Origin of the sequence: Flavisolibacter tropicus, from assembly GCF_001644645.1 — a bacterium.
Classification (GTDB): domain Bacteria; phylum Bacteroidota; class Bacteroidia; order Chitinophagales; family Chitinophagaceae; genus Flavisolibacter; species Flavisolibacter tropicus.
Window position 1 is genome coordinate 4015193 of the sequence record NZ_CP011390.1, and the last position, 22984, is coordinate 4038176.

At 43.7% G+C, this 22984-nt stretch carries 27 protein-coding genes; 5 read left to right on the forward strand and 22 right to left on the reverse strand.

All coding sequences use genetic code 11. The annotated features are described in order from the left end of the window. Positions 1-23: 23 nt before the first annotated feature. Positions 24-557 carry an REP-associated tyrosine transposase gene (locus tag SY85_RS17090; protein ID WP_226998866.1) on the reverse strand — a complete coding sequence of 178 codons (534 nt, stop codon included), beginning with the start codon at positions 555-557 and terminating at the stop codon, positions 24-26. A 103-nt stretch (positions 558-660) separates the two neighbouring features. On the opposite strand from SY85_RS17090, the gene SY85_RS17095 reads away from it, so the two are divergent. After that, on the forward strand, positions 661-1218 hold the full coding sequence (locus SY85_RS17095) for an SMI1/KNR4 family protein (protein ID WP_066406088.1): 558 nt from the start codon (positions 661-663) through the stop codon (positions 1216-1218). Between the two features lie 59 nt (positions 1219-1277). Here SY85_RS17095 and SY85_RS17100 read toward each other — a convergent pair whose 3' ends face one another. Continuing rightward, the gene (locus tag SY85_RS17100; protein WP_066406089.1) at positions 1278-2807 is read right to left on the reverse strand and encodes an IS1182 family transposase; all 1530 of its coding nucleotides are present in this window, start codon (positions 2805-2807) and stop codon (positions 1278-1280) included. 204 nt (positions 2808-3011) lie between these two features. Between SY85_RS17100 and SY85_RS17105 the strand changes: the two genes are divergently transcribed. Next, entirely contained in the window at positions 3012-3464 is a 453-nt protein-coding gene (locus tag SY85_RS17105; protein WP_066406090.1) for a hypothetical protein, read from the forward strand. A gap of 239 nt (positions 3465-3703) precedes the next feature. Here SY85_RS17105 and SY85_RS17110 read toward each other — a convergent pair whose 3' ends face one another. The 17 genes from SY85_RS17110 to SY85_RS17190 form a co-directional block, all read right to left on the reverse strand. Further along, positions 3704-4666 carry a hypothetical protein gene (locus SY85_RS17110; RefSeq protein ID WP_066406091.1) on the reverse strand — a complete coding sequence of 321 codons (963 nt, stop codon included), beginning with the start codon at positions 4664-4666 and terminating at the stop codon, positions 3704-3706. Further along, positions 4644-6005, reverse strand: coding sequence for an NrfD/PsrC family molybdoenzyme membrane anchor subunit (gene nrfD, locus SY85_RS17115; protein ID WP_082886542.1), 1362 nt, complete (start codon positions 6003-6005; stop codon positions 4644-4646). Before nrfD ends, SY85_RS17110 begins: the two co-directional genes overlap by 23 nt. A 7-nt stretch (positions 6006-6012) precedes the next feature. Continuing rightward, complete coding sequence (locus tag SY85_RS17120) at positions 6013-6945, reverse strand: 4Fe-4S dicluster domain-containing protein (protein ID WP_066406092.1); 933 nt, start codon at positions 6943-6945, stop codon at positions 6013-6015. 25 nt (positions 6946-6970) lie between these two features. Then, the gene (locus SY85_RS17125) at positions 6971-7216 is read right to left on the reverse strand and encodes a hypothetical protein (RefSeq protein WP_066406093.1); all 246 of its coding nucleotides are present in this window, start codon (positions 7214-7216) and stop codon (positions 6971-6973) included. A 57-nt stretch (positions 7217-7273) separates the two neighbouring features. After that, positions 7274-7678 (reverse strand): c-type cytochrome, encoded by a 405-nt coding sequence (locus SY85_RS17130; RefSeq protein ID WP_066406094.1) that lies wholly within the window; start codon positions 7676-7678, stop codon positions 7274-7276. Positions 7679-7751: 73 nt separating this feature from the next. Then, on the reverse strand, positions 7752-8666 hold the full coding sequence (locus tag SY85_RS17135) for a DUF5777 family beta-barrel protein (protein ID WP_082886544.1): 915 nt from the start codon (positions 8664-8666) through the stop codon (positions 7752-7754). A gap of 16 nt (positions 8667-8682) precedes the next feature. Then, complete coding sequence (locus SY85_RS17140; protein WP_148661230.1) at positions 8683-9072, reverse strand: hypothetical protein; 390 nt, start codon at positions 9070-9072, stop codon at positions 8683-8685. A gap of 62 nt (positions 9073-9134) precedes the next feature. Next, positions 9135-9809, reverse strand: a complete 675-nt coding sequence (locus tag SY85_RS17145; RefSeq protein WP_066406096.1) for a YceI family protein — start codon at positions 9807-9809, stop codon at positions 9135-9137. A gap of 698 nt (positions 9810-10507) precedes the next feature. Then, positions 10508-11119 carry a hypothetical protein gene (locus tag SY85_RS17150; protein ID WP_066406097.1) on the reverse strand — a complete coding sequence of 204 codons (612 nt, stop codon included), beginning with the start codon at positions 11117-11119 and terminating at the stop codon, positions 10508-10510. A gap of 709 nt (positions 11120-11828) precedes the next feature. Further along, complete coding sequence (locus SY85_RS17155; RefSeq protein WP_066406098.1) at positions 11829-12176, reverse strand: GIY-YIG nuclease family protein; 348 nt, start codon at positions 12174-12176, stop codon at positions 11829-11831. A gap of 13 nt (positions 12177-12189) precedes the next feature. Continuing rightward, entirely contained in the window at positions 12190-13101 is a 912-nt protein-coding gene (locus tag SY85_RS17160) for a PLP-dependent cysteine synthase family protein (protein WP_066406099.1), read from the reverse strand. A gap of 436 nt (positions 13102-13537) precedes the next feature. Further along, entirely contained in the window at positions 13538-14080 is a 543-nt protein-coding gene (locus tag SY85_RS17165) for a GNAT family N-acetyltransferase (RefSeq protein ID WP_066406100.1), read from the reverse strand. Between the two features lie 94 nt (positions 14081-14174). Further along, the gene (locus tag SY85_RS17170) at positions 14175-14822 is read right to left on the reverse strand and encodes a GldM family protein (RefSeq protein ID WP_066406101.1); all 648 of its coding nucleotides are present in this window, start codon (positions 14820-14822) and stop codon (positions 14175-14177) included. A gap of 90 nt (positions 14823-14912) precedes the next feature. Continuing rightward, positions 14913-16034, reverse strand: coding sequence for a lactonase family protein (locus SY85_RS17175; RefSeq protein ID WP_066406102.1), 1122 nt, complete (start codon positions 16032-16034; stop codon positions 14913-14915). A gap of 91 nt (positions 16035-16125) precedes the next feature. After that, positions 16126-16587 carry a GNAT family N-acetyltransferase gene (locus SY85_RS17180; protein WP_066406103.1) on the reverse strand — a complete coding sequence of 154 codons (462 nt, stop codon included), beginning with the start codon at positions 16585-16587 and terminating at the stop codon, positions 16126-16128. A gap of 23 nt (positions 16588-16610) precedes the next feature. Continuing rightward, complete coding sequence (gene yiaA, locus SY85_RS17185) at positions 16611-17036, reverse strand: inner membrane protein YiaA (RefSeq protein ID WP_066406104.1); 426 nt, start codon at positions 17034-17036, stop codon at positions 16611-16613. Positions 17037-17116: 80 nt separating this feature from the next. Further along, complete coding sequence (locus tag SY85_RS17190) at positions 17117-17617, reverse strand: Crp/Fnr family transcriptional regulator (RefSeq protein ID WP_226998867.1); 501 nt, start codon at positions 17615-17617, stop codon at positions 17117-17119. 305 nt (positions 17618-17922) lie between these two features. On the opposite strand from SY85_RS17190, the gene SY85_RS17195 reads away from it, so the two are divergent. Continuing rightward, positions 17923-18222, forward strand: a complete 300-nt coding sequence (locus SY85_RS17195; protein WP_066406106.1) for a GIY-YIG nuclease family protein — start codon at positions 17923-17925, stop codon at positions 18220-18222. 272 nt (positions 18223-18494) lie between these two features. On the opposite strand, the gene SY85_RS17200 is transcribed toward SY85_RS17195, so the two are convergent. Then, on the reverse strand, positions 18495-19637 hold the full coding sequence (locus SY85_RS17200; protein WP_066406107.1) for a glycosyltransferase: 1143 nt from the start codon (positions 19635-19637) through the stop codon (positions 18495-18497). 218 nt (positions 19638-19855) lie between these two features. Between SY85_RS17200 and SY85_RS17205 the strand changes: the two genes are divergently transcribed. Further along, complete coding sequence (locus tag SY85_RS17205; protein WP_066406108.1) at positions 19856-20098, forward strand: hypothetical protein; 243 nt, start codon at positions 19856-19858, stop codon at positions 20096-20098. On the opposite strand, the gene SY85_RS17210 is transcribed toward SY85_RS17205, so the two are convergent. Next, a complete protein-coding gene (locus tag SY85_RS17210; protein ID WP_066406109.1) occupies positions 20099-21355 on the reverse strand; it encodes a pyridoxal phosphate-dependent aminotransferase in 1257 nt (418 codons plus the stop codon). It abuts the gene before it with no gap. Between the two features lie 162 nt (positions 21356-21517). On the opposite strand from SY85_RS17210, the gene SY85_RS17215 reads away from it, so the two are divergent. Further along, a complete protein-coding gene (locus SY85_RS17215; RefSeq protein WP_148661231.1) occupies positions 21518-21934 on the forward strand; it encodes a hypothetical protein in 417 nt (138 codons plus the stop codon). 124 nt (positions 21935-22058) lie between these two features. Here SY85_RS17215 and SY85_RS17220 read toward each other — a convergent pair whose 3' ends face one another. Further along, a complete protein-coding gene (locus SY85_RS17220; protein ID WP_066406111.1) occupies positions 22059-22673 on the reverse strand; it encodes a ribonuclease HII in 615 nt (204 codons plus the stop codon). Between the last annotated feature and the right edge of the window lie 311 nt (positions 22674-22984).

Sequence of the window (22984 nt, forward strand, 5' to 3'; positions counted from 1 at the left end):
CCACGATAAGCCTTCTTGCCACTTTAGTTTTTGTAATGGGTGAGAAGACCCCAGTTGTCTTTGCCGGTTTCGTAAAAATGAGCAGACGAAAAATGATAAGCTTCCGGCAGAATACACAGGCCAGCCCTGACGGGATTATGGTGAATGTAATCCAGTTTCTGCGACAGGACTATTTCCCTTCGCAGTTCCACTGACAAGGCATTTCGTTCCCAGAGTTGGTAATGCCGGTCTTGTGCTTGCACCTTAAAGTGTTCCAGAACTTGGGGATGATGTAGCAGGAGGTCTTGTTTAATTTGCTGGCCGGTGAACTTTAAAAAATCTCTTTGTATATCCTGCGGGTGGTGACTACCCTTCATTTGCCAGATCAAGTGCAAATGGTTGGTCATAATGACAAAGCCATACACGATCACCCGGTTGTTGACTACCAAAAACCTCAGGCTTTCCACTACAAGTGTTTTGTATTTGTCGGGCTGCAGCAGTCGCTTCCACCCCAGGCAGGTAACGGTGAAAAACTGTGGGTATTCAGTAATTAAGTCGGGCATGGTATCTTCAGCCAAGATAACACTTTAGCAATAAGACTTTCCTTATTTTCGGTTGTTGGTGCAGCTGCCGCACAAAGGCTAGGAGGAACACCAACAACGGCGTAAAATTAACTACCCAATGAGTGATATTCCAATTACAACAATTATTGACAAACATTTACAAGCTTGGATTGACAAAGGATTAAATGCATTGCCTGGCAAAACAGAGCCTGAAATGGCAAATCCAAGGGAACCTGTAGATAATGAAGGATGGCAAAAATGGTATCCAATTAACAGTACTGTCACAGATAGTGAGATTGAAGATTTAGAAAATCAACTCAACTATGGTTTACCTGCAAGCTATAAGGCTTTTCTAAAGCATAAACACTTCTATGAACTTTATATCTCAGAAGCTCATTTTTCAGGGCAAGAAATAAGGAAGTGGCGTAGACATTTAGTGGACATGGCTTTTGACGGATATCCCAGAGAGTTTCTCATTGACGAAGGCTATATACCTTTTGCTGATTGGAGTGATTGGGGACTTTTGTGCTTTGACACAAATAACAAAAACATAGACAATGAGTATCCAGTTGTTCTTTGGGATCACGAACGCTGGGATCATTTTGAACCCTTTAGCGAAAATTTCAAGAGTCTATTATTGAAACTTGACAAAGAGAGTGGGAACAACGGCAGCTAACAGTAGTGGCTGTTGCACAACTCGGAACTAAAACAGTATTTGTATGTGGTTTTTTGATTTTAGCAAGCGTAGCTTAAGCTGGTTTGTATTTGCTCTCCTCTTCGGCTGTAGAGAACCGGTAGCCAGTACAGCATAACCAGTAGCTGGCCAAGCGTTTTTTCGCCTTTGCCTTCGGCTTCCCCCATCCATTTTAGGAGTCTTTTCAAATTATAACACACGGCGGCCATCAGCAAACACTTGTTGGCCAGCTGGATGCCTCTTGTGTTCACTCGTCGCATCCCTAAAAAGTTCACCAGGGTACCAATCACCGGTTCGACGGTGGCTTGCCTAAGCCGTTTCATACGTTTGGCTTTGCGGGTTTGTAGCCGGAGATGCATCTCATCATAGAGGGGTTTGTCTACAGTGTCTTCAATCTTTTTAAAATCACTTTTACCAATACAGGTTTTTCTCAAAGGGCAGTTCCTGCAATCCAAAGAACTGCTTCTGTAGACCCGCATCTGGTACGTGCCATCATGAGAGTCCTTGATGCGTTTAAAAGGAAGCCTTACTCCCCGGGAGCATTGGTAATAATCCCCGCCGGCAAAATAGCGGAAGCCTTCCCGGGTGGGTTTATATTGCCCAAAGTTGGGGATATAGCCGGTGACACGGTACTGCTTCAGTGCTTTTAGGGCCTCCGAAGAGGAGTAGCCCGCATCGCAGAGTACTTCTTTTACTTTTAAGCCTACCGCCTTTACATTGTCAATGGTATGCCGGAGTAATGAGGGCAAACACTGCGAGTCTTTTTTACTGGCATAGTCGGCCTGTATACAAGTAATAACGTGATGGGCGGTATCGACACTGAGTTGCCCCAAATAGTTTAACTGGCGGGGCTTGCCGGGTTTGACGGCCACACGGGCGTCGGGGTCGGTGAGCGAGTAGTGGGTGTGGTTGGACACAAACTTCGCCCGCCAGCCACCACTGGGCCGGCCTTGGTAGGCCTTCCGCTTCCAGCCGTGATGCCACTGCACTTGCTGGTGTTTGAAGACGGAGACGGTTTGCTTTTCTGTTTGCTCTTCGTCCTCTGCATCTTCACCGAGTTCACCTGCATAGGCTTCCCCGTCCTGCACAATTTCTTTTTCTTTTAAGGAGTCCATCGACGCATTGGCTTTGACATGCACCGAGTCCAGGGCCTGGCGTTTGCCCTTCACCATGCCTTGTTGCACACACTGGCGTAAGACCCGTTTGAAGAGTTCTTTAAACACTTCCTCACCTAACAGTTGACGCGTACGGCTGATGGTAGAATGCCAGGGCAGCGGTTCGTCCAGGGAGTAACCGATAAAGTACAAAAGATCCAGGCGCAGGCTGACGGTCTGGATGATTCTTCGATCGCTTAAGAGGTTCTCGAGATAACCAATTAAAATGAGTTTGAAGAACACCACCGGGTCCAGCGATTTGTGGCCCTCACGGCCATAGTACTTTTGGGTGGCTTCATAGAGCCACTCCACATCCATGATTGCTTTTAAGCGGCGGTAGAAGTTGTCACGCGGCACCCGCTCCGAGAGGCGGAAGGAAGCAAGGCGCTTGTCTTGAAAAGGTTTCTTTCCTTGCATTACTTAATTTACCACTTTTACAGCGGCTTTAGGAGGCTGAGTTGTGCAACAAGCACACAATCTTACTGAAATGGTGGCTTCATACCTGTAACCAACTACAATAATTCTTTTAGCCCCTTATCTTTAACCAAGCAACAGGAACTGAGACTGCCACCACTTGCAGTAACACCTGTTCCGTCGTTGTGTGGCATTTAAACTCCTACAATGGTAGATACTGAATCAAGAAGTCTTTTAGCTGAAAATTTTCGACGCCTTATAGCTGGGCAAATAACAAACTTTGAATTTGAGGAAGCAACGTTTGGCGTAAATACTGATGACAGAGCCATTAAAGACCTTATTGACGTTATTTGGACATTCTACGATGATTTGAAAGAGCATAAGTTGGATGTTGCTGCCTTCAGCCAGGAAGATTATAAAACGTGTGCAAGGTTTATTTTATTTCTGAAGTCTGGACAAGAATACCAATGGCCGAAAAGTTCAGTGTTTGACCCTTTTGTAAGACTGCTTTCCAAGGTGTTTACACTTGGCATCTACACAAGAAAGAAGGAGAAAGAGTTTGTGGCGGCGGGAGATATAAACTATTGGCCATTTCTCAACGCTGAAGATTTTGAGCAAGCTAAGAAGCGCCCTAAGTATTTAAATGGAAACGCCACATAACACGAGTGGCTGTTGCACAATTCGGGACTAAAACAGTGGTTTGTGTGTGGGCTTTTAGATCTAAAGAAAGAAAGCTAAACTGTTTAGGATCTAAGTGTGACTTCACCACCTGGCACAGTAGCGTGGGAGATCCCGACAGGCTTTAACAACGACGTAAAGTATTTGTTAGTATCGTAAGTAGAAGTGCTGAAGTGCTCCCCTGCTGCGGCTCTGGAATTTGGGCTTTGGAGTTTCCCTCTCTATTTCTCTTCTACACCCAATTTCCTGATCTGGTAAATTCTTGTAAAGAGGTAAATAATAACCGACCATACACCGATGATACAAGCGGAAGCCATAAAGATCAACCAGATGGGAGCCCTTGATCCTCTTGACCACAAGGACCGTTCTTCAAATCTACTCTCAAAGTGAAGCGGTGAGCCCCATGGCACCTTCATGACCGTTTGCATACTGCCTACCATATCATTATCATCGATCAGGGCCACTAACTCAATATTGCCACCATTATCACCAGGAAGATTGACAGGTTTGAACTCGCCTTCTGCTTTGCCCGATGAGTCGGTTGTATACGTTTCTTCGTCACTTATATTCAGGTAGCCGCCATATCTTTTCGCGGTTAGCTTAAGTTCAATATCTGGCATAGGTACCCAGGAAGTGCCTTCTTTTTTGAGAACGTGCGCTACTACCGATCTGCCAGTCTCCGTGGTAACGGTATCCAGTTCCAGTTTGGCTATCGTTACTTCTGTTGTTTTAGTGGTGGCATCAAAATCTTTGGTAGCTGCTGCATTCGCAATAAAACTATGAGCATCTGCTTCGTTCCATAATGCGGCTAATGATGGGGGCAGGCTAATAATGGATTCACCATGCGCATCTGTTATTACGTTCGCTACAAGCGCCTCCTTCACGGAATCCTTATCCAGGTAAATGCTCACCGGAACTTTTGGGGCGGACTGAAATCCTTTTTCTTCCGACTTCGTTTTGGTCTGTACTTTCAAATAAGGAACCCGGTTATTCTTTACAAAGTATTGGAGATAGACCAATGATTCCCTGGCCGAAGTTTCGGCCGAAGGATCGGCTGGTTCTTCGGCCTTTTCTTCGGCCGGTGCAGCAGTCGAATCTTCCTGGCTATACAACGCCAGCGGAAGGCCTGCCAGTAACAGGCAAAACAGATAGAAGCGCAGCTTATTGAAACGTTTTTTCCTCATTTTTTTCCATTATGGTTTCATGGATCGGAACAATAGGAAAAATGCGGGCGAGCAAAGTGATAACGAGCAAGGCCCCTGCCAGGGAGCCCATGGCGATAGCCCATTCCTCCCACGATGGGAAATAATGCTTGTAGGATTCAGGAACATCTTGCATAGGAAGAAAGGGATGCAACAAGGTAGGTGTAACAATCAGATATCGTTTAAACCACGCACCAATCACCACCATTACCCCGGCTATGAATGCCGGTATTGGCCTTCGGCCCTTTCGGAATAATAAGATCGCCATTGGGAAGATCATTCCCACCAGTATACAAAACCAGAATAAGAGGGCATACTCGCCGGCAAATAAGCCAGTGAGGTGTTCTTCCTCCGGCTTCTTCATTTTGAATGCAGGAACCAGGTACTCATTGATATTAAAATACAGGTAGATGAGCGTCAGTAAGACGACAATCCTCCCCATCTTTTCAAAATGATCTTCTGTAATATAGTTTTCTAATCGATAGTGGTTTCGGAAAACATACATAGCCACCAACATGGCTCCGCTACCTACAAGAAAGGCGCCCGATATAAAATAGGCACCGAAGTTGGTGCTGTCCCAGCCAGGCCGATAAGTGGTGGCAAATAGCCATGACGTAACAGTGTGGATCGTGAAGGCAACGGGAATGATGGTAATGCAAAGAATTTGGATAGACCGTTCGGCAATCCTGAATTGTTCAGGTGTGCCTTTCCAGAAAGAGCCTAAAAACCGGTAAATACGATTCAGAAAGGGCGTGTTCTTATTTTGATTGGCATTCAGAATTTGCAGATCAGGCAACAAAGGCAAATATAACAAGAGCAAACTAATAACGAAGTAGGTGCTAATGACAACCACATCCCAGAGTATGGGTGATTGTATACGCGGATGGGTAAATAGATGCGTGAACCGCTCGGGCCTACCCATATCTACCACAATAATGATGGAGGCAAAAATGATCGCTGATACAGCTATCATTTCCGCTATCCTGGTGAGGGGTGTACTCCACTTTGCATTGGTAAGGCGTAGTATGGCTGTAATGAGCGAGCCCACCAGGCTAATGGCAACAAAGAAGACAAAATTGGAAATGTAAATACCCCACGATACGTAATCTCTCATTTCTGTAACAACCAGTCCGTAACGGATTTGCCTGTAGTAGGCATACACACCTACAGCACAAATGAGTAAGAGTCCGAATGTCCAGATCAGGCCAGAGGTCCCGAATTTCTTTGGATAGAGATCGGTCGTGATCTGCTCATTAGCTTTTGTATGCAGTGCATTGGAGTGTGTGATCGGGTCAGTGATGTGTAGTGATGATTCTTTCATTACTATGCTACTTTTCCGAAGGTTCTTGAGGTTGACTATTTTCTAATCCTGATTCAAACGGGAAGTTTCTATTTACAGGTGGTAAATAATAAACACTAGGCTTGGTACCCAAATCTTCCATCAGGCGATAACCGGCTTTGTCTTTGATCAGCTCACTAAAGCGAAACGTTTCCGCGCCATTGGTTACCGTGTCTTCATTCATATCACCAAAGAAGAACACTCCATTGGGACAGGCTGAAACGCAATGGGGGAGCTCGCCCTTTCTGGCCATATCTGGGCAGAAATCACATTTGCCAACAGTGCCTTTCTTCTGCGGCTGACTTGTTTCGCAAGAGTAATGTTGGCTGGCAATGGGTTCTGGAACGCCCGGATCCTCCCAGTTGAAAACCCTTGTTGAATAAGGACAAGCTGCCATGCAAAACCGACAGCCAATGCAACGATCACTATCGATCAATACAATACCATCCTGCCGTTTGAAGGTGGCATCAACAGGACAAACCTTTACGCAAGGTGGTTCATCGCAATGCATGCAGGTGGTGGGTTGCCAGTAAGGGGCTGTATGCACACTATCCTGCATTTGATAGATCTTGATCCAGTTATGATCGGGATGCAGGTTGTGTGCATGATTACAGGACTCCCTGCATTTTCCCACATTCTTGCATCTGGAAAGATCGATCACCATTACAAATTTCTTTCCCTCAATACCTTTTCTTTCCTCTTCATTGCTTGGCTGTGGCAGATCAGGAACGGGTTTTAGAAAGGCCCGGTCCACTTCGATCACTTCGCCATTCATGGACAGCAATTTTACTTTTTCTCCAGAGGGTTGTACTTCCTCGGCTGTAACATGATGATGGTCCTTACCGCAAGAACAACTTGCACAGGCTACCGTGGCCAGGGCACCGGCGATAAATTCTCTCCTGCTATTGATTGGTTCATCCATAACGGGTTGACTTTTTAATGGGTTATCACTTACGTTTTACCCAGCCCTGTATCTCGCTTGTATTCAATTTTCGTCGTTGCCCTTGCAGGTGCTTCATATCCACTTCTACAAGCCGACCATCTTCTGTGAGCATTTTCACGGGCGCTTCTTTTTCCTGCTTTTGTGGAGCGCGAGGCTGCAGCTTCCAAAATAGCAATGCAGAAAAAGCGCCAGTTAGCCAGTATAGGACAGTCCGCCGATCCCGCATATTGGGTCCAGGTGAAATATTCATTTTCTTTAGTTTGAAATACTCGCCGCTATTATTTACAATCGAAATAGAAAAGGCCGATCATTTCAGCGTACGTATGTAATTAACAAGGCTCCATATATCATCCTGATCAGGGATTTTCTTTTTAAAGCTTGGCATATCTTTTCTTCCTTCCATGGTCTTATAGAATATAGAACCATCAGGTTGAGACTGGAATGCTTCCTTATGAAAATCGCCTGGATGTGTTTTTAATGTGGCGGCTTTTGTTCCATCGCCTGCTCCTGTTTTTCCATGACAAGAAGCGCAATGTTTTGCCCAAAGCGATTTACCTGTTGCTATAGAAGTGGCATCTGCTTTTACTGGGTTAGCCATCTTCATATATTTTTCAGGTACTGGCCAGGGATCATTCACTTTATGGAAGCTGAAGCCCGTAAAGAAAAGAACACCAGCCACAAGGCAGCAGATAATTGAAAGTTTTCTTTTCATAATTAAGATCTTTTTTGTGAGATATATTTTGTGTCTACTTGAGCAATGCTTATCTGTTGATTCACCCAAAGGGTCAATAATTCCAAAGCCTTGTTATATTAAATCCTATCAGCCATTGATTACTCTGATAATCATTTCGGTTATACATGTTGTTTTGCTGTGGGGATAGATAATAATACTGGCCAACAAAAAACTGGAACGCGTGAGCACTGGTACTGATCTCCAAACCAAAGCTTAGGTTGGGATGCGGGTTGCCAGATTTGTGCTTGGTAATTGGTTGATCGTAATTGGCCAGGATAGACATGGCCTCCTTCACCTTATATCTACCGCTTACAGCCACGGCAAAATGGTCGTGCTTCCGTTCTTCGCTTACTTTTCCCGGTTCACTGTAATAGCCGTTCACCACGTTAGTATGCGAAAGGCTGGGGGCCACCTGTACAGAGAACTTCTCGCTTACCTTCCGGGCAATAATGATCTGGTTAAAATAAGTCAACCGGTCACTGAAGTTTTGAAAGTTATCTGCGGGGCGGCTGTCAATGGCCATGTTGCCGTAATAGGTGATGCTTACGGGCCAGTGGTTGTCTGTCATTTGTTGTACAATGGCATACTTGGCATTGGCATCCCAAAGCATATTGTACTTGGTTATGCCTACGCCTATATACAGTTTCGGGATCGGCGCATAATTAGCGCCCAGCCGGATGTTGGAAGAAGCAAAGAGCCCGAAGAAATCCTCATAACCGTTCTCCCATGTGCCGAACCGGTGCTGTATATCCAGTTCAAACGTACCTTTTATGGGTACCATCACGGTTTGGTTATCAATGATCCAAACGCTTTCAAAAGTGTTCTTAACTGGTTTGGGTGTGGGTTTTTCAGTTCCTTCTGCAGCGGCACTATCCTGGCTATAAACAGGGCTCACGTAAAACGTGACCAGCAAAAACCAAATCACACCATAGATCCGCGCCTTATTTTTTGGGTAATTTGACTTCATGAGTTTGATTTTGGCGTTAATTATTGGGTGCTCCGTTTCGGATCCAGTCCAGGATCTTTTGCGTATCGCTCGCCTTCAATGCGCCTGTTGGTGGCATTTGTGCAGTATAACACACTACATAAATCGTACTTTGATTGGGCACTGCTGTATTCACAAATCCTCCTGATAAAAGTGCGTTATAAGCTTTGTCCGGAACCAGTGAAGGAGCATGCGCGGGTACCGCATCATGGCAGCCGCTGGTATTGCAATTGGCATTGAAAATCGGGATAAGATCGCCGCTGAAACTCACAAATTGTGGGGGCCCGTTTGGGTCTGAGCCTGGTTTGATTACGTCTTTGTAACATCCAGATATAATAACCGTTATTACAATAATCATAATCAGGCAAATTCCGATTTGTCGCTTCATACCTAATAATTTGATCGGTGTAGGAGAAATCGTATAAACATAGATTTCATTTTCTTGACTTCTTATGGAGCTATTCTGAAAGTGGCATTACATTTTACTGTTGCATTATCCCCAACATTGGTGGATACAATCAGGAAATCTGTCTTGGCCAGAAAAGAAAATTGATAGTCGAATCCTAAAACCTCTGTTGTGCCGGATAATGTTTTTCCGACATAATTCATTTTTCCAACTACTTCTTTCGTTACGCCATGGAAAGTCAGGTTGGCCTTTACATCGTAGCCCTTATCGGTAGTGCTTAATGCTACGGATGTGGTTTTAATAACTGCCAGGTTTTCAGGCTGTGTTGTATTGGTGTTATTGGTACCAAAGGTCTGTAATAAACAGCCGTCGTCGCGGCCCGGCTCGCTGGTATTAACAGTATTCAGCCATACCCAGGCTTCGAAGTTGATGCCAGCTGCATTTGATTCATCAAAATTGAAGGAGTTAAAACCAAAGTTGTCGAACCGGCCGGTCAGTAATGCCGTGGCGCCCAAATAGGCTGATGACCAATTCACGTTGGAGTGGGCCTTATCAAAGGTGTGTTTGGGATTGGTTAGCGTAAGCTTTTGTTCTCCACGCTTAATATCGGTTCCACTACTTGCCAATACTTCATCATCGTGAGTACATCCCACAACATAACCAGTAAGGGAACAAACTACAATAAGCAATCCAAGAAGCCCGTCCTTATATTTTCTCATGATATATCAATTATAGTTTTGAATAACGATACACAGTCAATAGTATATTGGTTAGCATCACCAGTTTGAAAGTTTAACTGATTAATGCAGATAGGAATTGATGGATTGTACCTGAAAGGCTTCTCTATTGGTAACAGAATATCGTTTCGTTAATACGCAGGAGATTAACGGCAGAAACAGAATGGCGATATACAACTAGTGGGCAAGCTTCAAGGAGACTGATCTGAGTTCGGATGAGTAATGAAAGCTCATCAAAGAAAGCTTCAAGGAGACTGATCATTGATTGAATGAGCGATAAAGCTCATCTGCGACCTGTAAGAATTGTAGGTGCGAAGCTAGTATTTATTTCATCAATACAAAAAATAGGTCTGCAAAAAATAAATGGTAGTGCCACTTTAAATGCGCTATGCGGGGCGTTTAGCCACATAGCTTTGTAAGTAGGGTAGAACCACTTGCATGTAAAATATTTGCTTGCCTACAGTAATCTTCGGTTGTTGACAAACGATGCTTTTACCTCATTGTTGACATTGAAGCAATGGGTATGCGTTTATACTATCAACAACTTTTGATATAGAGGTAAATGATCCAGGAACAACCCAACTGGTTTAGTTGGTAAAGCCGTCTCATCTTTTATCAGATGACTAACATCCATAACCTACTAACCTAAATGGATTATTACAGGTGTGCATATCCGGTAGTTACCATCCGCTAAACGACCAGGTACTATAATACCCCTGGGTAGCATAAAAGCTAGAGCCGCTATCTTGTTGAGTCACTGTTGCTTTTGGCTTTACCACTTCTTTCTGTAATTGTCCCTGCTCACTCACCTGCCAGGACGATAAGCGGCCAGTAGTAAGCTTTTTGCTTTTGCGTTTTGGTTTAGGTGGAGTATAAGTTGGTGGTGAAACCAATTTGGGTGCATTATCTGTTTCTACAGTCATCGTAGGGATAGTCTGTTCAACAGTTGGCTTCACCTTTCCAAACTCCTGCACCAGCAATCGCTTTATTTCATCCTCCGCCACCCCTTTGCGCAACAGTCGTACAGCCTTGCCAGTCAGTGTTCCAAACAGCCCTTGTTTGCGCACCGTCTTGGGCAGGGTATAGTACCACTTCCTTACCATTTTAGACGCCTCTTTGAACTCGCGTTTGCGCAGGCACAGCAAGGGGTAATGCTCGTCCTGGCTCATGCGTTTTTTGGTACTGGGGGTGGGTTCGCCTTTTAGGCGCATGTAGTATTTGTCGCCCATTTTGTAAAATACCATATCATCAATCGTTCCGGTAATAAAGAGGGGTCCTGCCTGTCGTGCCATAGGGTAGTTCTTTTAAGTTTAATACTAAATTATTTAGTAAAAATAACCCTTCCTTTTTATCCTTACAAGCCGCAGCCTCTTTAGTTATACACATGTAAATTGCCTTGAATGTCACACGCCGGCCCCCTCGAAGAGCAGCCCTCTTGCGCGCTCCATCCGGATGCCGGCTGTAACGCCTCTTGCTTTTGGCAGGCGTAATTTATTTCAGCAGCTGCTCTCCCTCTCCAATCAGCCATCAGCCATCCTTACATCAGCCATATTCCCGCAAATCCTTAAATCTCCCCCAATCCCGGTTCAGACATCCTCCACCTTACGTCATACTTCCTTCATAGTAACGTCTATGAAACGTCCTATAAGTCAGTAGGGAACGTGTGGGTTCACCCGTACCTCACCCGTACATCAGCCCTTCCACAGCCCTTCCTTGGCCTGTACAACGCCACCTGGCAACCGCTAAGAGTTCATTAGAGATAGTAAAGAAAAGAGGAATAAATGGAGTAGAAATAACTCTAATAGAGAAGACACTAAAGATACAAAAGCCTCCTTGCTTTCTAATCAAATTCTGATCATAAGTTCCCAATTTGCGTAATCCATCCAAATACTTTCATCTGCGATAAAAAAAGCACCCGATTGGGTGCTATAAAACATTTAATTAATTCTAGTTACTATAGGTTAGCTGTGCCTGTTAGCTTATACAGCGGCTTACAGTTGCTTAATTATACCCCTTGTCTGCAAAGGGTTTTAATTCTTCCAAATACATGGCTTTTAGCTCTTTTAATTCCGCCGTGTAGTTTATATCCTCATCTTCTTTTTGCTTGATCTCAGAGAGCACTTCAAACGAAAAGCTTTCTTCACCAAACTCTTTCCATTCCTTTTGCAAGGTTTCATTGCGGCTACTACCAAACTTTAATTCTGTACGCATGCGGTTCCAGATAGCGTCCAGGTTGGTGCTGCTGTCTATATAGATCTTGCCGTTTGCCGTGTTCTTAATTTGAAAGATGCCCATCTTCGTTTTGGCAGCTTTGTAATCGTTCTTTAGCTCTTTTTGTGTTTTCATCATTGATAACTATCTGTCATTTATACAATTCACCATTCAAATACTTAAGACCTGAATCGCATACAATAGTAACGATCTTTTTACCGCGACCAATAACTTTAGCACGTTGCATAGCGGCCCATACGTTGGCGCCGGAAGTAGCACCACCAAAAATACCTTCCTCACGGGCCAGCCTACGCGCAGTTTCATATGCATCTTCATCCGATACAGGCATAATCTCATCGGCTAGATCCATCCTGCAAATAGAAGGTATGAAGTTAGAGCCAATACCTTCCAGTTTGTGGGTGCCCGAAGTGTCGCCGCCAGAGAGCATACGCACGTTAAAGGGTTCAAGGGCAATACAGCGGATGCGTGGTATCTCCGTCTTCAAAATTTCGGCATTACCGGAAAAAGAGCCGCCAGTGCCTACACCCGTTACAAATTCATCAATATCATTACCCAAGGCATTCATGATCTCCCAGGCCATGTGGTGATAAGCGTTGCGGTTGTCTACATTGTTAAACTGGTCGGTCCAGAACGTGTTGGGCTGGGTGCTGAGCTCTTTGGCTCTTGTTATCAGCCGGTCTATAAGGTTGGCCGTGATCTTACCGCCATCTGGGTTGATCAACTCCAGGTGGGCACCAAAGGCCCGCATGGTTTGCAGCTTCTCTTTGGCAAATGCATCAGAGGTTACAAAGTGCGCCTTGTATCCTTTAACGGCACATACCATGGCTAGTGAGCCGCCGGTACTGCCGCCAGTATATTCTACTACAGTACCGCCAGGCTTCAGTTGCCCGCGGCGTTCCGCGCCTTCAATCATGGAAAGGGCCATACGGTCCTTCATGCTGCCAGTGGGGTTGCCACCTTCATACTTTACATAGATTTCGGCCCAACCGGGCTCGGTTAGGTGCTTTAATTGAATCAATGGGGTATTGCCGATTGCTTGCATAGCTTTAAAGTTAGGGCGTGTTGGAGGGAAAGTGAATGGTAGAGCTAAGATTAATAAGCTGCAAGCAGCGCGCGCCAGGGGCGCGGAGAGAGGGGAACCACAGAGGCACAGAGGGCAGGGAGGGGCACAGAGGACCGCGGATTAGCAGGATTTGAATTAGCTGATGTGAGGATGGCTGATGAAGAGAGAGAATATTGAACAAGGAATATTGAATGAAGCAGGAGGAGGGGAAGGATGAATGGGAAGTGAGGAATGAAGAAGGGAGAAGAAATTGGGACTAGGAAAAAGAAAGGGAATGGTTTATATGTGATAGAGCTGTTTAAAGGGATAAATACTAAACAGGCTACAATAATCTCCAAGATTATTGTAGCCTACGACTAGTCATATTAAGCGAGAAAAGAATTAATGCGAGACTGTGATATAAACTTGTTGCCTATCAGCCTTTGTATTCCGACCGGAGCAAGGAGAATAATACGGAGTCAACGATTTGCCCATTATGGTTATAGTGTTGTCTTAGATAGCCTTCCCTTGTAAAGTTTAATCGTTTTACCAATTGCAATGAAGCTGTATTCTCCGGGCCAATGAGCGCTTCAATTCTATTCAGGTGCATGGTATTGAATCCATAATCAATAATGGGTAGAAGGGCTTCTGTCATTAGTCCCTTGCCTTTATGCTGTTCCTGGAAAAGTCCATAACCTATTTCTGCTCGGAAATGATCGAGATACCAGGTATGATAGCCACATCCACCAATAACCGTATCGTTGCTTTTATCAATGAGCTGAAAATAAAGGAAGCTTTTGTTGTAGGTAGCCAATCCTTTTTCATGTTTTATTCTTTCTTTCTCCAATTCTTGTTCTGTGCTTAGGCCGAAGAAAGTTTTTAATTCTTCGTTAGTGTAGTTGGTAAAAACAAAATCAAAAACCTCAGGTGTTAGTTTTCTCAGTTTTAGTCGACTTGTTTCCAGTATTTCGAATGTCATGGAAGTTAGTTTGGTATAAAGCTTACCAATAGCAAACAATAAGCCTCACTAAAACAGTTTGCTGGTTGAATAAGCTTTACTGAAGATAAATGAACTATTTTATAGTGATGGAGTATGGCCACAATTTGTAGCTTCTACAACCTGGACATGTTACAGCTAAATCTTCAAAAACTAACTTGTCTCCACTTGATAATTCTTTGATAGCGTTCATTTGTTGATCTGTCAATTGGTTTCCGTCAGTAATATTAAATGCGCGACTAGCTAGGTCAGTATAAATAATAGTGAGCTTAAAGCGCATTATTACAGAGCTGTTCGTATATCCGCTATTTGGGTAGACTACATGCAGCTGAGGATTTGCCAGTATTTCAGCGATTGTTAAAGTACTGTCTTTTGTATAGCCGATACGTGCTTCCGGATCAGGAATTACCCGGGAGGTAAATGTCTTTGATAAAAGGAGTTCTCTTGGTGATTTGCTGTAATCATAAACCTCAAAGAGTGTATTGCCTATAGTGGAAACATGAATTACATATTTGGTATTGCTGAGCTTAAAAACCGATGCTTTAGGAGCGTATAAACGTAGATCCTTTTTAGTGTCTGTAGTTTTTAATTCTAAGTAGTTGTCAATTCCAATGAAAACAATATTCGAGTCGGGATGATTTACATTTAAGCTTCTTAACATTATCTGCCCGATTCCGGGAAAAGGCAGAAGTAAAAGCAGGTTTGGTAAAAGAGCTTTAAGCATTGTTAAGGGTTCTCAAACCTAAACGTTTGTTTTAATTGCTTAGTATGCAGGGAGTGGCTGAATAAAAGCAAGCAATCGTTCTTTAGCTTCTCAATATTGTTTGATCTGCACGCAAGACACATTTTTGACCTTCAGCTCCTGGCCGGTTGGGCTAAGAAGCCCTGTAAGCCCGTTTCTTTTAAAGACAGTGACACTCTCACTTACCACGTTAGTAACTATTAGAAACTGACTGCTGGGATCAATGGCAAAGGTGCGTGGGTGTTCTCCTAAAGTAGGCTGATAACCGATGTTTTTCAGCTTGCCATTTTTGGCAATAGCAAAGATGGCAATGTTATTTTCTTTGCCACGGTTAGTAGCATATAAGAACCTGCCGTCGGGGGAAATATGAACATCCGAACTTTCAAATCCTTCTTTGTATTTATCGTTATGTGTGTCGATCCGTTGAATGCTATCCAGCCTTCCTTTATCATATTTATAAACGCTTACTGCGCCACCCATTTCTTCAATGCAGTAGGCAAACTTACCATTTGGGTGAAATGTAAAATGGCGAGGGCCACTGCCTAATACTGCTTGAACAAAAGGCTTCTCTATGGCTTTAAGCGGTGCTGTTTGCGTGCTGTCAAATTGATAACAGCGTATTTTATCGGCACCCAGGTCGGGTAGGAATAGATAATCGGCATTAAGTGAGAATACAGTGGAGTGAATATGAGCACGGTCTTGGCGTTCTTTATTGATGCTGCTGTCTGTATAAGCCATGTGCTGCGTGGCAGGAAGTATTTCGCCACTTGCTGCAAGTGGGTACACCGATACGCTGGCTTCTGTATAGTTTCCATTCACCAGCCATTTACCACTTCTGTGTACCGATACATAAACGGGGTTTTCACCACCGCTTTTCTGGCTGTTTATATATGTGAGGGTTTGTTGTTGTGGGTTAAAGGAAAAGCTGCTCACACTCCCCGCATTGGGTGTTTTGCTTTCCGTGCAGGCGTAAACAAACTTGCCATCGGGCGATAGGGTAAGAAAAGAAGGGTTGTATACATCTTTTACTGATGTTGCTTTAGTAAGAAGACCCGTTTTTGTGTCTAGCTGATACACATAGATCCCCTCTGTTGTTTTGTCCCAGTTATAGGATCCGAGAAAGACAAAGGTCTTTTGTGCAAAGAGATGGAAGTTTGTAAGAAGTACGAGTGCGAGTGGTAATAAGCTTTTCATCAGGTAAGTGGGCTTCTGAAAGAGGTCTTAAAAATAGATATCCCATTTCTTGAAGAAATGGGATATCTAGTGTCTTATGGTTATAGCTTTTTTAAAGTGTTATCCGATAAACAAAAAAGCCTTCTTCTGGCTGTTGCTTTACAAAACCAATTGTTTCATAAAGGCGTTGGGCGTTATGATTGTCTGTGGCTGTTTCCAGTTGAACATACGTAGCATTGTCAGCTTTGGCAAACTCCATAGCGGCTTGAATCAGCTTTTCGCCTATTCCTTTCTTTCTGTGATCAGCGTCTACATACAGGTCGTTTAAGATCCAATTCTTTACGGCGCGTACAGATGAATACGTAGGATAGAGTTGTGTAAAGCCAACAGGAACCACATTGCCGTCTACATTTTCTAACGCTACAAAAATGGCAGACTCGTTGTTCTCTAAACGTTGTAGAATATAGTTGTCTGCTAATTTCTTATCGGATGGTTGGTTGTAAAAGACGCGGTATTGGTCAAAGAGGTCTACTACTAAATGATGTTCCGTGTGATTGATTCTCTTGATGTGCATAAGGGCTGCAAATTAGCCTTTCTTCAACTATGAAGGTGCTCATTATTTTGTTCAAATAATTTCATGTCTCTTGTATTTTTCTGAACAGCAATAGCAGCGAACAGGCTGAGGGTAAAAGCCATTGCATAAAAACCTTTTTCGCTTTTGGTAAGTGTTGCGTTCCATAGGCCAACGGTGAGTAGTATGATCGCTAAAACGGTGGCAAACCATGAAATACCATAATAGAGATTCGTTACCGGTATCCCCTCCATTTGGTCCCGTACCGCTTTTTGTACAGAGATGGCAGAAAATAAACCAAACATTAATACAGTGAAATAATATCCCTTTTCATTCAGTTCCATTTCTGCGTTCCATAGACCAATGATAAAAGCAGTAACGCCAATGATTAGCGCCATCCATGAGGCACCAATAAAGGCTGCAGAGGGTTGTCCAATTTGTTTTTGTTCCATCGTAATTATTTAATAAAACAAACCTATTGGTGGCGGCTGAGGACTTATTTGACAAATGTCAAATAATGGGATTGCCATTGTTAATACCGGCTGCGAATGCGACTGAGTGTTTCCTGGCTAATACCCAGGTAGGAAGCAATAAAGCCAAGCGGCACACGCTCTATAATATGGGGTCTTTGCTGCAATAGCTCCTGGTAACGCTCTGTGGCGGTTTTAAACTGCGCGTTTACAAAGCGCTCTTCCAGGCGGATATAATATTTTTCATACGCCGTTCTTACGAAGGTTTCTATTTCATGGTATTGTTTCATCAGGCGCGACAGGTTGTCTTTAGAAATAGACCAAAGGATACTATCTTCTAAGAGCTGTATGTTTTCTACAGCTGGCTCTTGAGTAATAAAGCTGTGAAAAGAAGTAACAAAATCATCTTCGAAGGCAAACCAGTGTGTGACAGTTTTGCCTTCCAGGTTGTAAGAACCGCGCAGGGCACCTTGTTGTAAAAAGTACAACTGCCGGCAGATCTTTCCTTCTGTGACCAGGAATTGATTTTTGGAAAGCACTACTTCGTGCAGACATTCCTGCAAGGCTTGCTGCGCTTCGGCGCTAAGCAGGCGGTAAGCGTTGATATGCTTGAATAATTGTTCGATGGGTAGGTCAATTGAGAAGTGGCTAAATTAGTAAAGGCAACCCGGTTTATTGTCATAGTCTCTGAGATCCTTTACTGCGTTAAGGATGAAGAGGTAAGAGATAATACAGATTGGAGGTTTTGTTCATGGTGTGAGATCAGATGCTGAAACAAGTTCAGCATGACAGCGACGAGTAAAAGCATTTGGGTACAGACTTTCAATAAAAGAGGCGTAGAAAAATAGCGGCTAGTTATCTTTATTACATGCCCAAACTAACAAGCTATTCGGTTTACATGCTAAGTAATGTGCATCGAAGCGTATTCTATGTTGGTGTCACCTCTGATCTAATGCGCAGAATATGGCAGCACAAAAGCGGTGAAGGCGGAAAGTTTACGTCCAGTTACAAGTGCCACCTCCTTCTCTACTACGAAGCGTATGCTCATATCAGCCGGGCCATTGAGAGGGAAAAGAACCTAAAGAACTGGCACCGAGAGTGGAAGATCAATCTAATCAAGCAGGAAAACCCCGAAATGAAAGACCTGGCAGCTGACTGGTATAATTAAAAGGGCACAAATTCTTTTCTACTATTCATGCCGCCATAGGGTGGTTGCCTTCAATAATGCATCGTCGCTGTCATGCTGAACTTGTTTAAGCACCTGATGATTGTATTGAAAGTGTGTTAGAATCTATATAGTTTTTGTAAAATAATATGAATGATGTATGCTTTCGTTAGACCGACTTTCATTATTGCAAAAGCAGATGCTGGCCCGCTTGAAAATATACTCTTTGTCATTCATCACTTCTGCAGGCATCTGCACAATCTGCTGGAAATGGATTACAAACTCTTCTCTTCCAGCTTTTCTTTTTGAGCAACTACCTGCTGCACAAACATTGTCACCGCTTGTTCTAGCAAAGTACTGGTAACGGGCTCAGAGAAATAGTAATTGAACTCTTCTGCCAATGCCAAGGCGGCTGTCAAATCAAACTGCTCCTGCTCTATACAAAGCGCCTTGCCTTGCGTGGTTAGGTGCGTGGCCAGGTATTCTTGTTCGGTTTGTCCGGGTGTGGGGATAAGAATGCTTTTCTTTTCCAGTGCCATCAAATCCATCACGGTGCTATAGCCACAACGAGCTACTACATAGGTGGCTTCTTTAATCGCTTGTTCCAGATCGGCAGCCGAAAGGTGATTTACAACCGTAACATTGGCCGGTGCGGTAATAGTAGCAGCCCCTTCGCCAGGTAGTCCTCTTACCAATAAAACAGGACCGTCATATTGGCTTGCTTGCGCTAACAGTTTCTCTTCTAATAAAGAACGCTGCGGTTCTGGTCCAGAGAGTAAGAACAATAAGTGCTTGCCTGTTTGGTGATCCTCCGCACCTTGAAAGCGTGATAAAGGCCCGATATAGTGTACGGGCACTTTGGGCTTTACGGCCGGGTGCGATAATTCGCCCGCCAGGTTAATGATTTCATCTTCCACATCGGGCACCCAGCAAGCTGTATAGTCGTTTACAAAATGGTAATTGAACTTTTGCAGAAAGCGATCGGCCTTCTCGCCCAGGTTGGTTTTAATTAATAGTTGGTGTGTGATAAAAACGGAAGGAATGCGATCGCAATACAAACCATAGCGGTTGTCGGAGATCACTGCATCTATTTGATGGCGATCTATGGCCTCTTCTAACCATTCGTTTTCCTGGTGAATGGCATCCAGGATCTTTGGTATTTGTAATAGCAGTTTGCCATATACTTCCCATTTCGTTTTGCCATAGTAAATGTTGTAACCCTTTAGGGGGATACAAGGCAATTGAGGGAACTCCTGTTGCAAAAGCGTGAGTGTTTTGCCTTCTCCCGCCAGCCATACATCACAATTATTTGTTAGTAATGTATTGATGATCGGAATGCAGCGTGTGGCGTGGCCTAGACCCCAGTCAAGTGGCGCCACCAAAACGCGTGGCTTCACCGAAGAAAAATTGGTACTCATCTAAAATTTCGTAAGTTTTTTTAGGCGGTATACTAAATCGCCCGTAAAATAGTTAATTTAGAATCATAGTATGGCAAAGCGAAATTTATACATGGCATTGTTCTTGACTTTGGTTGTGATAGCTACCAGTTGTCAACGAAATTATTATTCCGGTACAGGCAAGGGCAGCAAGTGTGGATGTCCAGGCTCTGTACGATAACAGGCTAAATTGGCGAGAAATGGAAAACCGAAATAGAGATTTATTAGTTTTACTTAAGACCCCATCACTGAGTGGTGAGGCTTTTGAAAAGCATATAGAATGTTTGCACAGTATCCTGATCCGGGTAGAAAATGAGAATGCTTTCTGCCAAGCACATGAATTAGTAGCCCGCAACAGTATTACCTCCAACAAGAAAAAAATAATAAAGGCCTCAGCACATGATGAACTGAAGCCTTTCTATTTCTTAATCAACAAGAATTAATTACTGTACTTCACGCAGGGCGGTTCCCAGTTTGTTTAACATCAGGTCGATCTCTTCTTTCTTACAAGTACCTACGCTAAGGCGGTACCAAGGTGAGTTATTGGAAGCACCAAAGGCGTAGAATGGTACTACGGCCAAGCCAGCAGCTTGTAATACATAAGAGGTTACATCGGCTTGTGTAGACAGTACGGTACCATCTTTCAGCTTTCTGCCAGCCAGATCTATTTTGATGGTCAGGTAGATAGCTGCTTCTGGTGCTACGGCATCAACAGGGAAACCTTCTTGCTTTAAGTCTATAAAGCCGGTATAAATACGGCGTAAGCGCTCTTCTACTTCTTTTTTAAAGTGCGCCAGGTAAGACTTGATATTGTCGGTCTGCAGCAGGTATTTAGCAACCGCTTTCTGCTCAGCCATAGGAGCCCAGGCGCCTACGTGCGAAAGAATGGCCTTCATTTTATTTAAAATACTGGCAGGCCCCATTGACCAACCCACGCGCACACCGGTAGCAGCAAATACTTTACTGATGGCATCAATAAATACAGTATAAGGGCGCATCTCTGGGTTAAGCGTTACCGGATCGTAATGCTCAATACCATCGTAGGTCAGCTGCCAGTACATCTGGTCGTACATAACATAGAGCTTTTTCTCACTATCACCGCGGCGTTTGTTTTCTTCCACTACCAGGTCACAGATAGCTTTCAGCTCTTCTTTACGGAAGGTAGTGCCGGTTGGGTTTTGAGGAGAACACAAGGCCAGGAAAGTAGCCGTTTGAATGTGTGGACGCAAGTCATCGGCTGTAGGCATAAAGTTGTTCTCTGCTGTAGCCTCTACTACTGTATGCTCACCTTCTACAAAATGTACATAGTGGTTGTTATTCCACGAAGGCACCGCATAAATAATCTTGTCGCCTTTGTCACAAATGGCGCGATATAAAGCATAGATCAATGGGCGACCGCCGGAAGCCACCAGGATCTCATCTGTACTATATTCTAGTCCCTGGAACGTTTTTGAGTAAGATGCAACAGCCTCACGCAGGTCCAGGTTACCCTCACCTAAGGGATAGTTGGTAAAATGCTGGCGGTAGGCCTCAACAATAGCATCTTCCAGTTCCTGTGGAATGGGGAAAATCTTGGGGTCAAAATCACCAACTGTAAAATTGTAAATCGTTTCGCCCTGGCGAATACGTTCACGGATTTCACCACCAAGCTTTACTATTTCAGAACCAATCAAGGTATGAGAAAGATGCGATAGTTTCATTGTAGACTAAATGATTTGAGCCGCAAATTTAATCTGAATGGTTTAGACGCGAGTTATAAATTATCATTAGGTCGTCAAAAAAAGGATGAGATTTATCAACAAGTGAATGCTTTTTTACGTCAATGCTAGTAAAACTATTGATTGAAAACAAAGCGTATGACTATGAAAAGACTTTTGTTGGCTGCCATACCTGTTATTGCACTTTATGCTTGTTGTAAGGAAGTGTGTGAAGATCAGAATTTACTGGTCCGTACGCAGAATATGCAGGCGGTAGATACTGATACGGTTTTTCTTATCCGATACAAACCCTATTCACGGTTCAGCGAAAAAATAGATACGGTAAAACGCTATAGTCTTGTGCCTGTGGGCGGTACTACACAGCCTTCTGCTTTTTTCGACTACCTGGATTTTAATTATGACTGGAAAATTGTAATTCCTGCTTTGAACAAGGAGTACTTTATTTCCTATATCGAAACTGAAAAGAAGCCTTGTCATTGCGAGGGTGGGAAATATAGGGCAGTGAAGCGTTTTGAGTTAAACAATGTAAAAGTAGAAGGCAGTACTGTTGTACTGAATTAAAAGCAGAAGCACCGCTTGCAGTAACGGTGCTTCCTGTTAACCTTCAACCATTCTTTTACGGCAGATCAGTAGAAATGCAGCACATGAAAAAGACAACTATAAGACCTTGAATCGCTGCATGGGTTTAATGGATTGTTTCAATATTGGGGGCAGCGGTTGTACCATAGGACAGGCGGAAAGACTGGCGGTGATATCTGGATGGGCCAAAACTGTCTAGTGCTACCTGGTGGTCTTTAGTACCATAACCCTTATTCTGTGCCCAATTGTATTGCGGGTGTTTTTTATGCAGTTCAATCATGTATTCATCGCGATAGGTCTTGGCCAATACAGAAGCTGCTGCTATAGAAGCATACTTTCCATCTCCACCTATAATGCACTGGTGCGGAATTCTTTTATAAACGGTAAAACGGTTACCGTCAATGAGCAGGAGCTGGGGTACTACACTTAGCTTCTTAATAGCCAGGTGCATGCTTTTAAAAGAGGCTTTTAAGATGTTGAGTTTGTCTATTTGCTTGTTGCACAGGTTAGCTACGGCAAAACTGATGGCGTTCTCTTCAATATAGGGGCGCAACGCAAAGCGTTGTTTTTCATTCAATTGTTTGGAATCGTTCAGCAGCGGGTGGTAAAAGTCTTTGGGAAGAATAACGGCGGCGGCAAACACTGGTCCCGCCAGGCAGCCACGCCCAGCTTCATCGCAGCCGGCTTCTAATAGCTCTTCTTGAAAATAAGGGTGCAGCAAATTTTTTTTCCAAAAATACTGACCGCAATGCTATTCCATGGGTTAAAGGCGTTAAGCCTGTTTTAAAAGCTAAAAAAATAGGAGACAGCGTCAACAGTGGCGAGGAATCGTGAAACGTGAAACGTCAAACGTGAAAGGGGAGTCCAGTGATACAGGCATCCCTTCAATAATTATTGATTAGTAATCATTGATTATTGAACGTTGAGCATTGAACATTTCCTCCTTATGCCTTGTCCCTTTTCTTCCTCCCTTCTTCCTTCAACATTCCTTGTTCCTTGTTCAATATTCTCTCTCTTCATCAGCCATCCTCA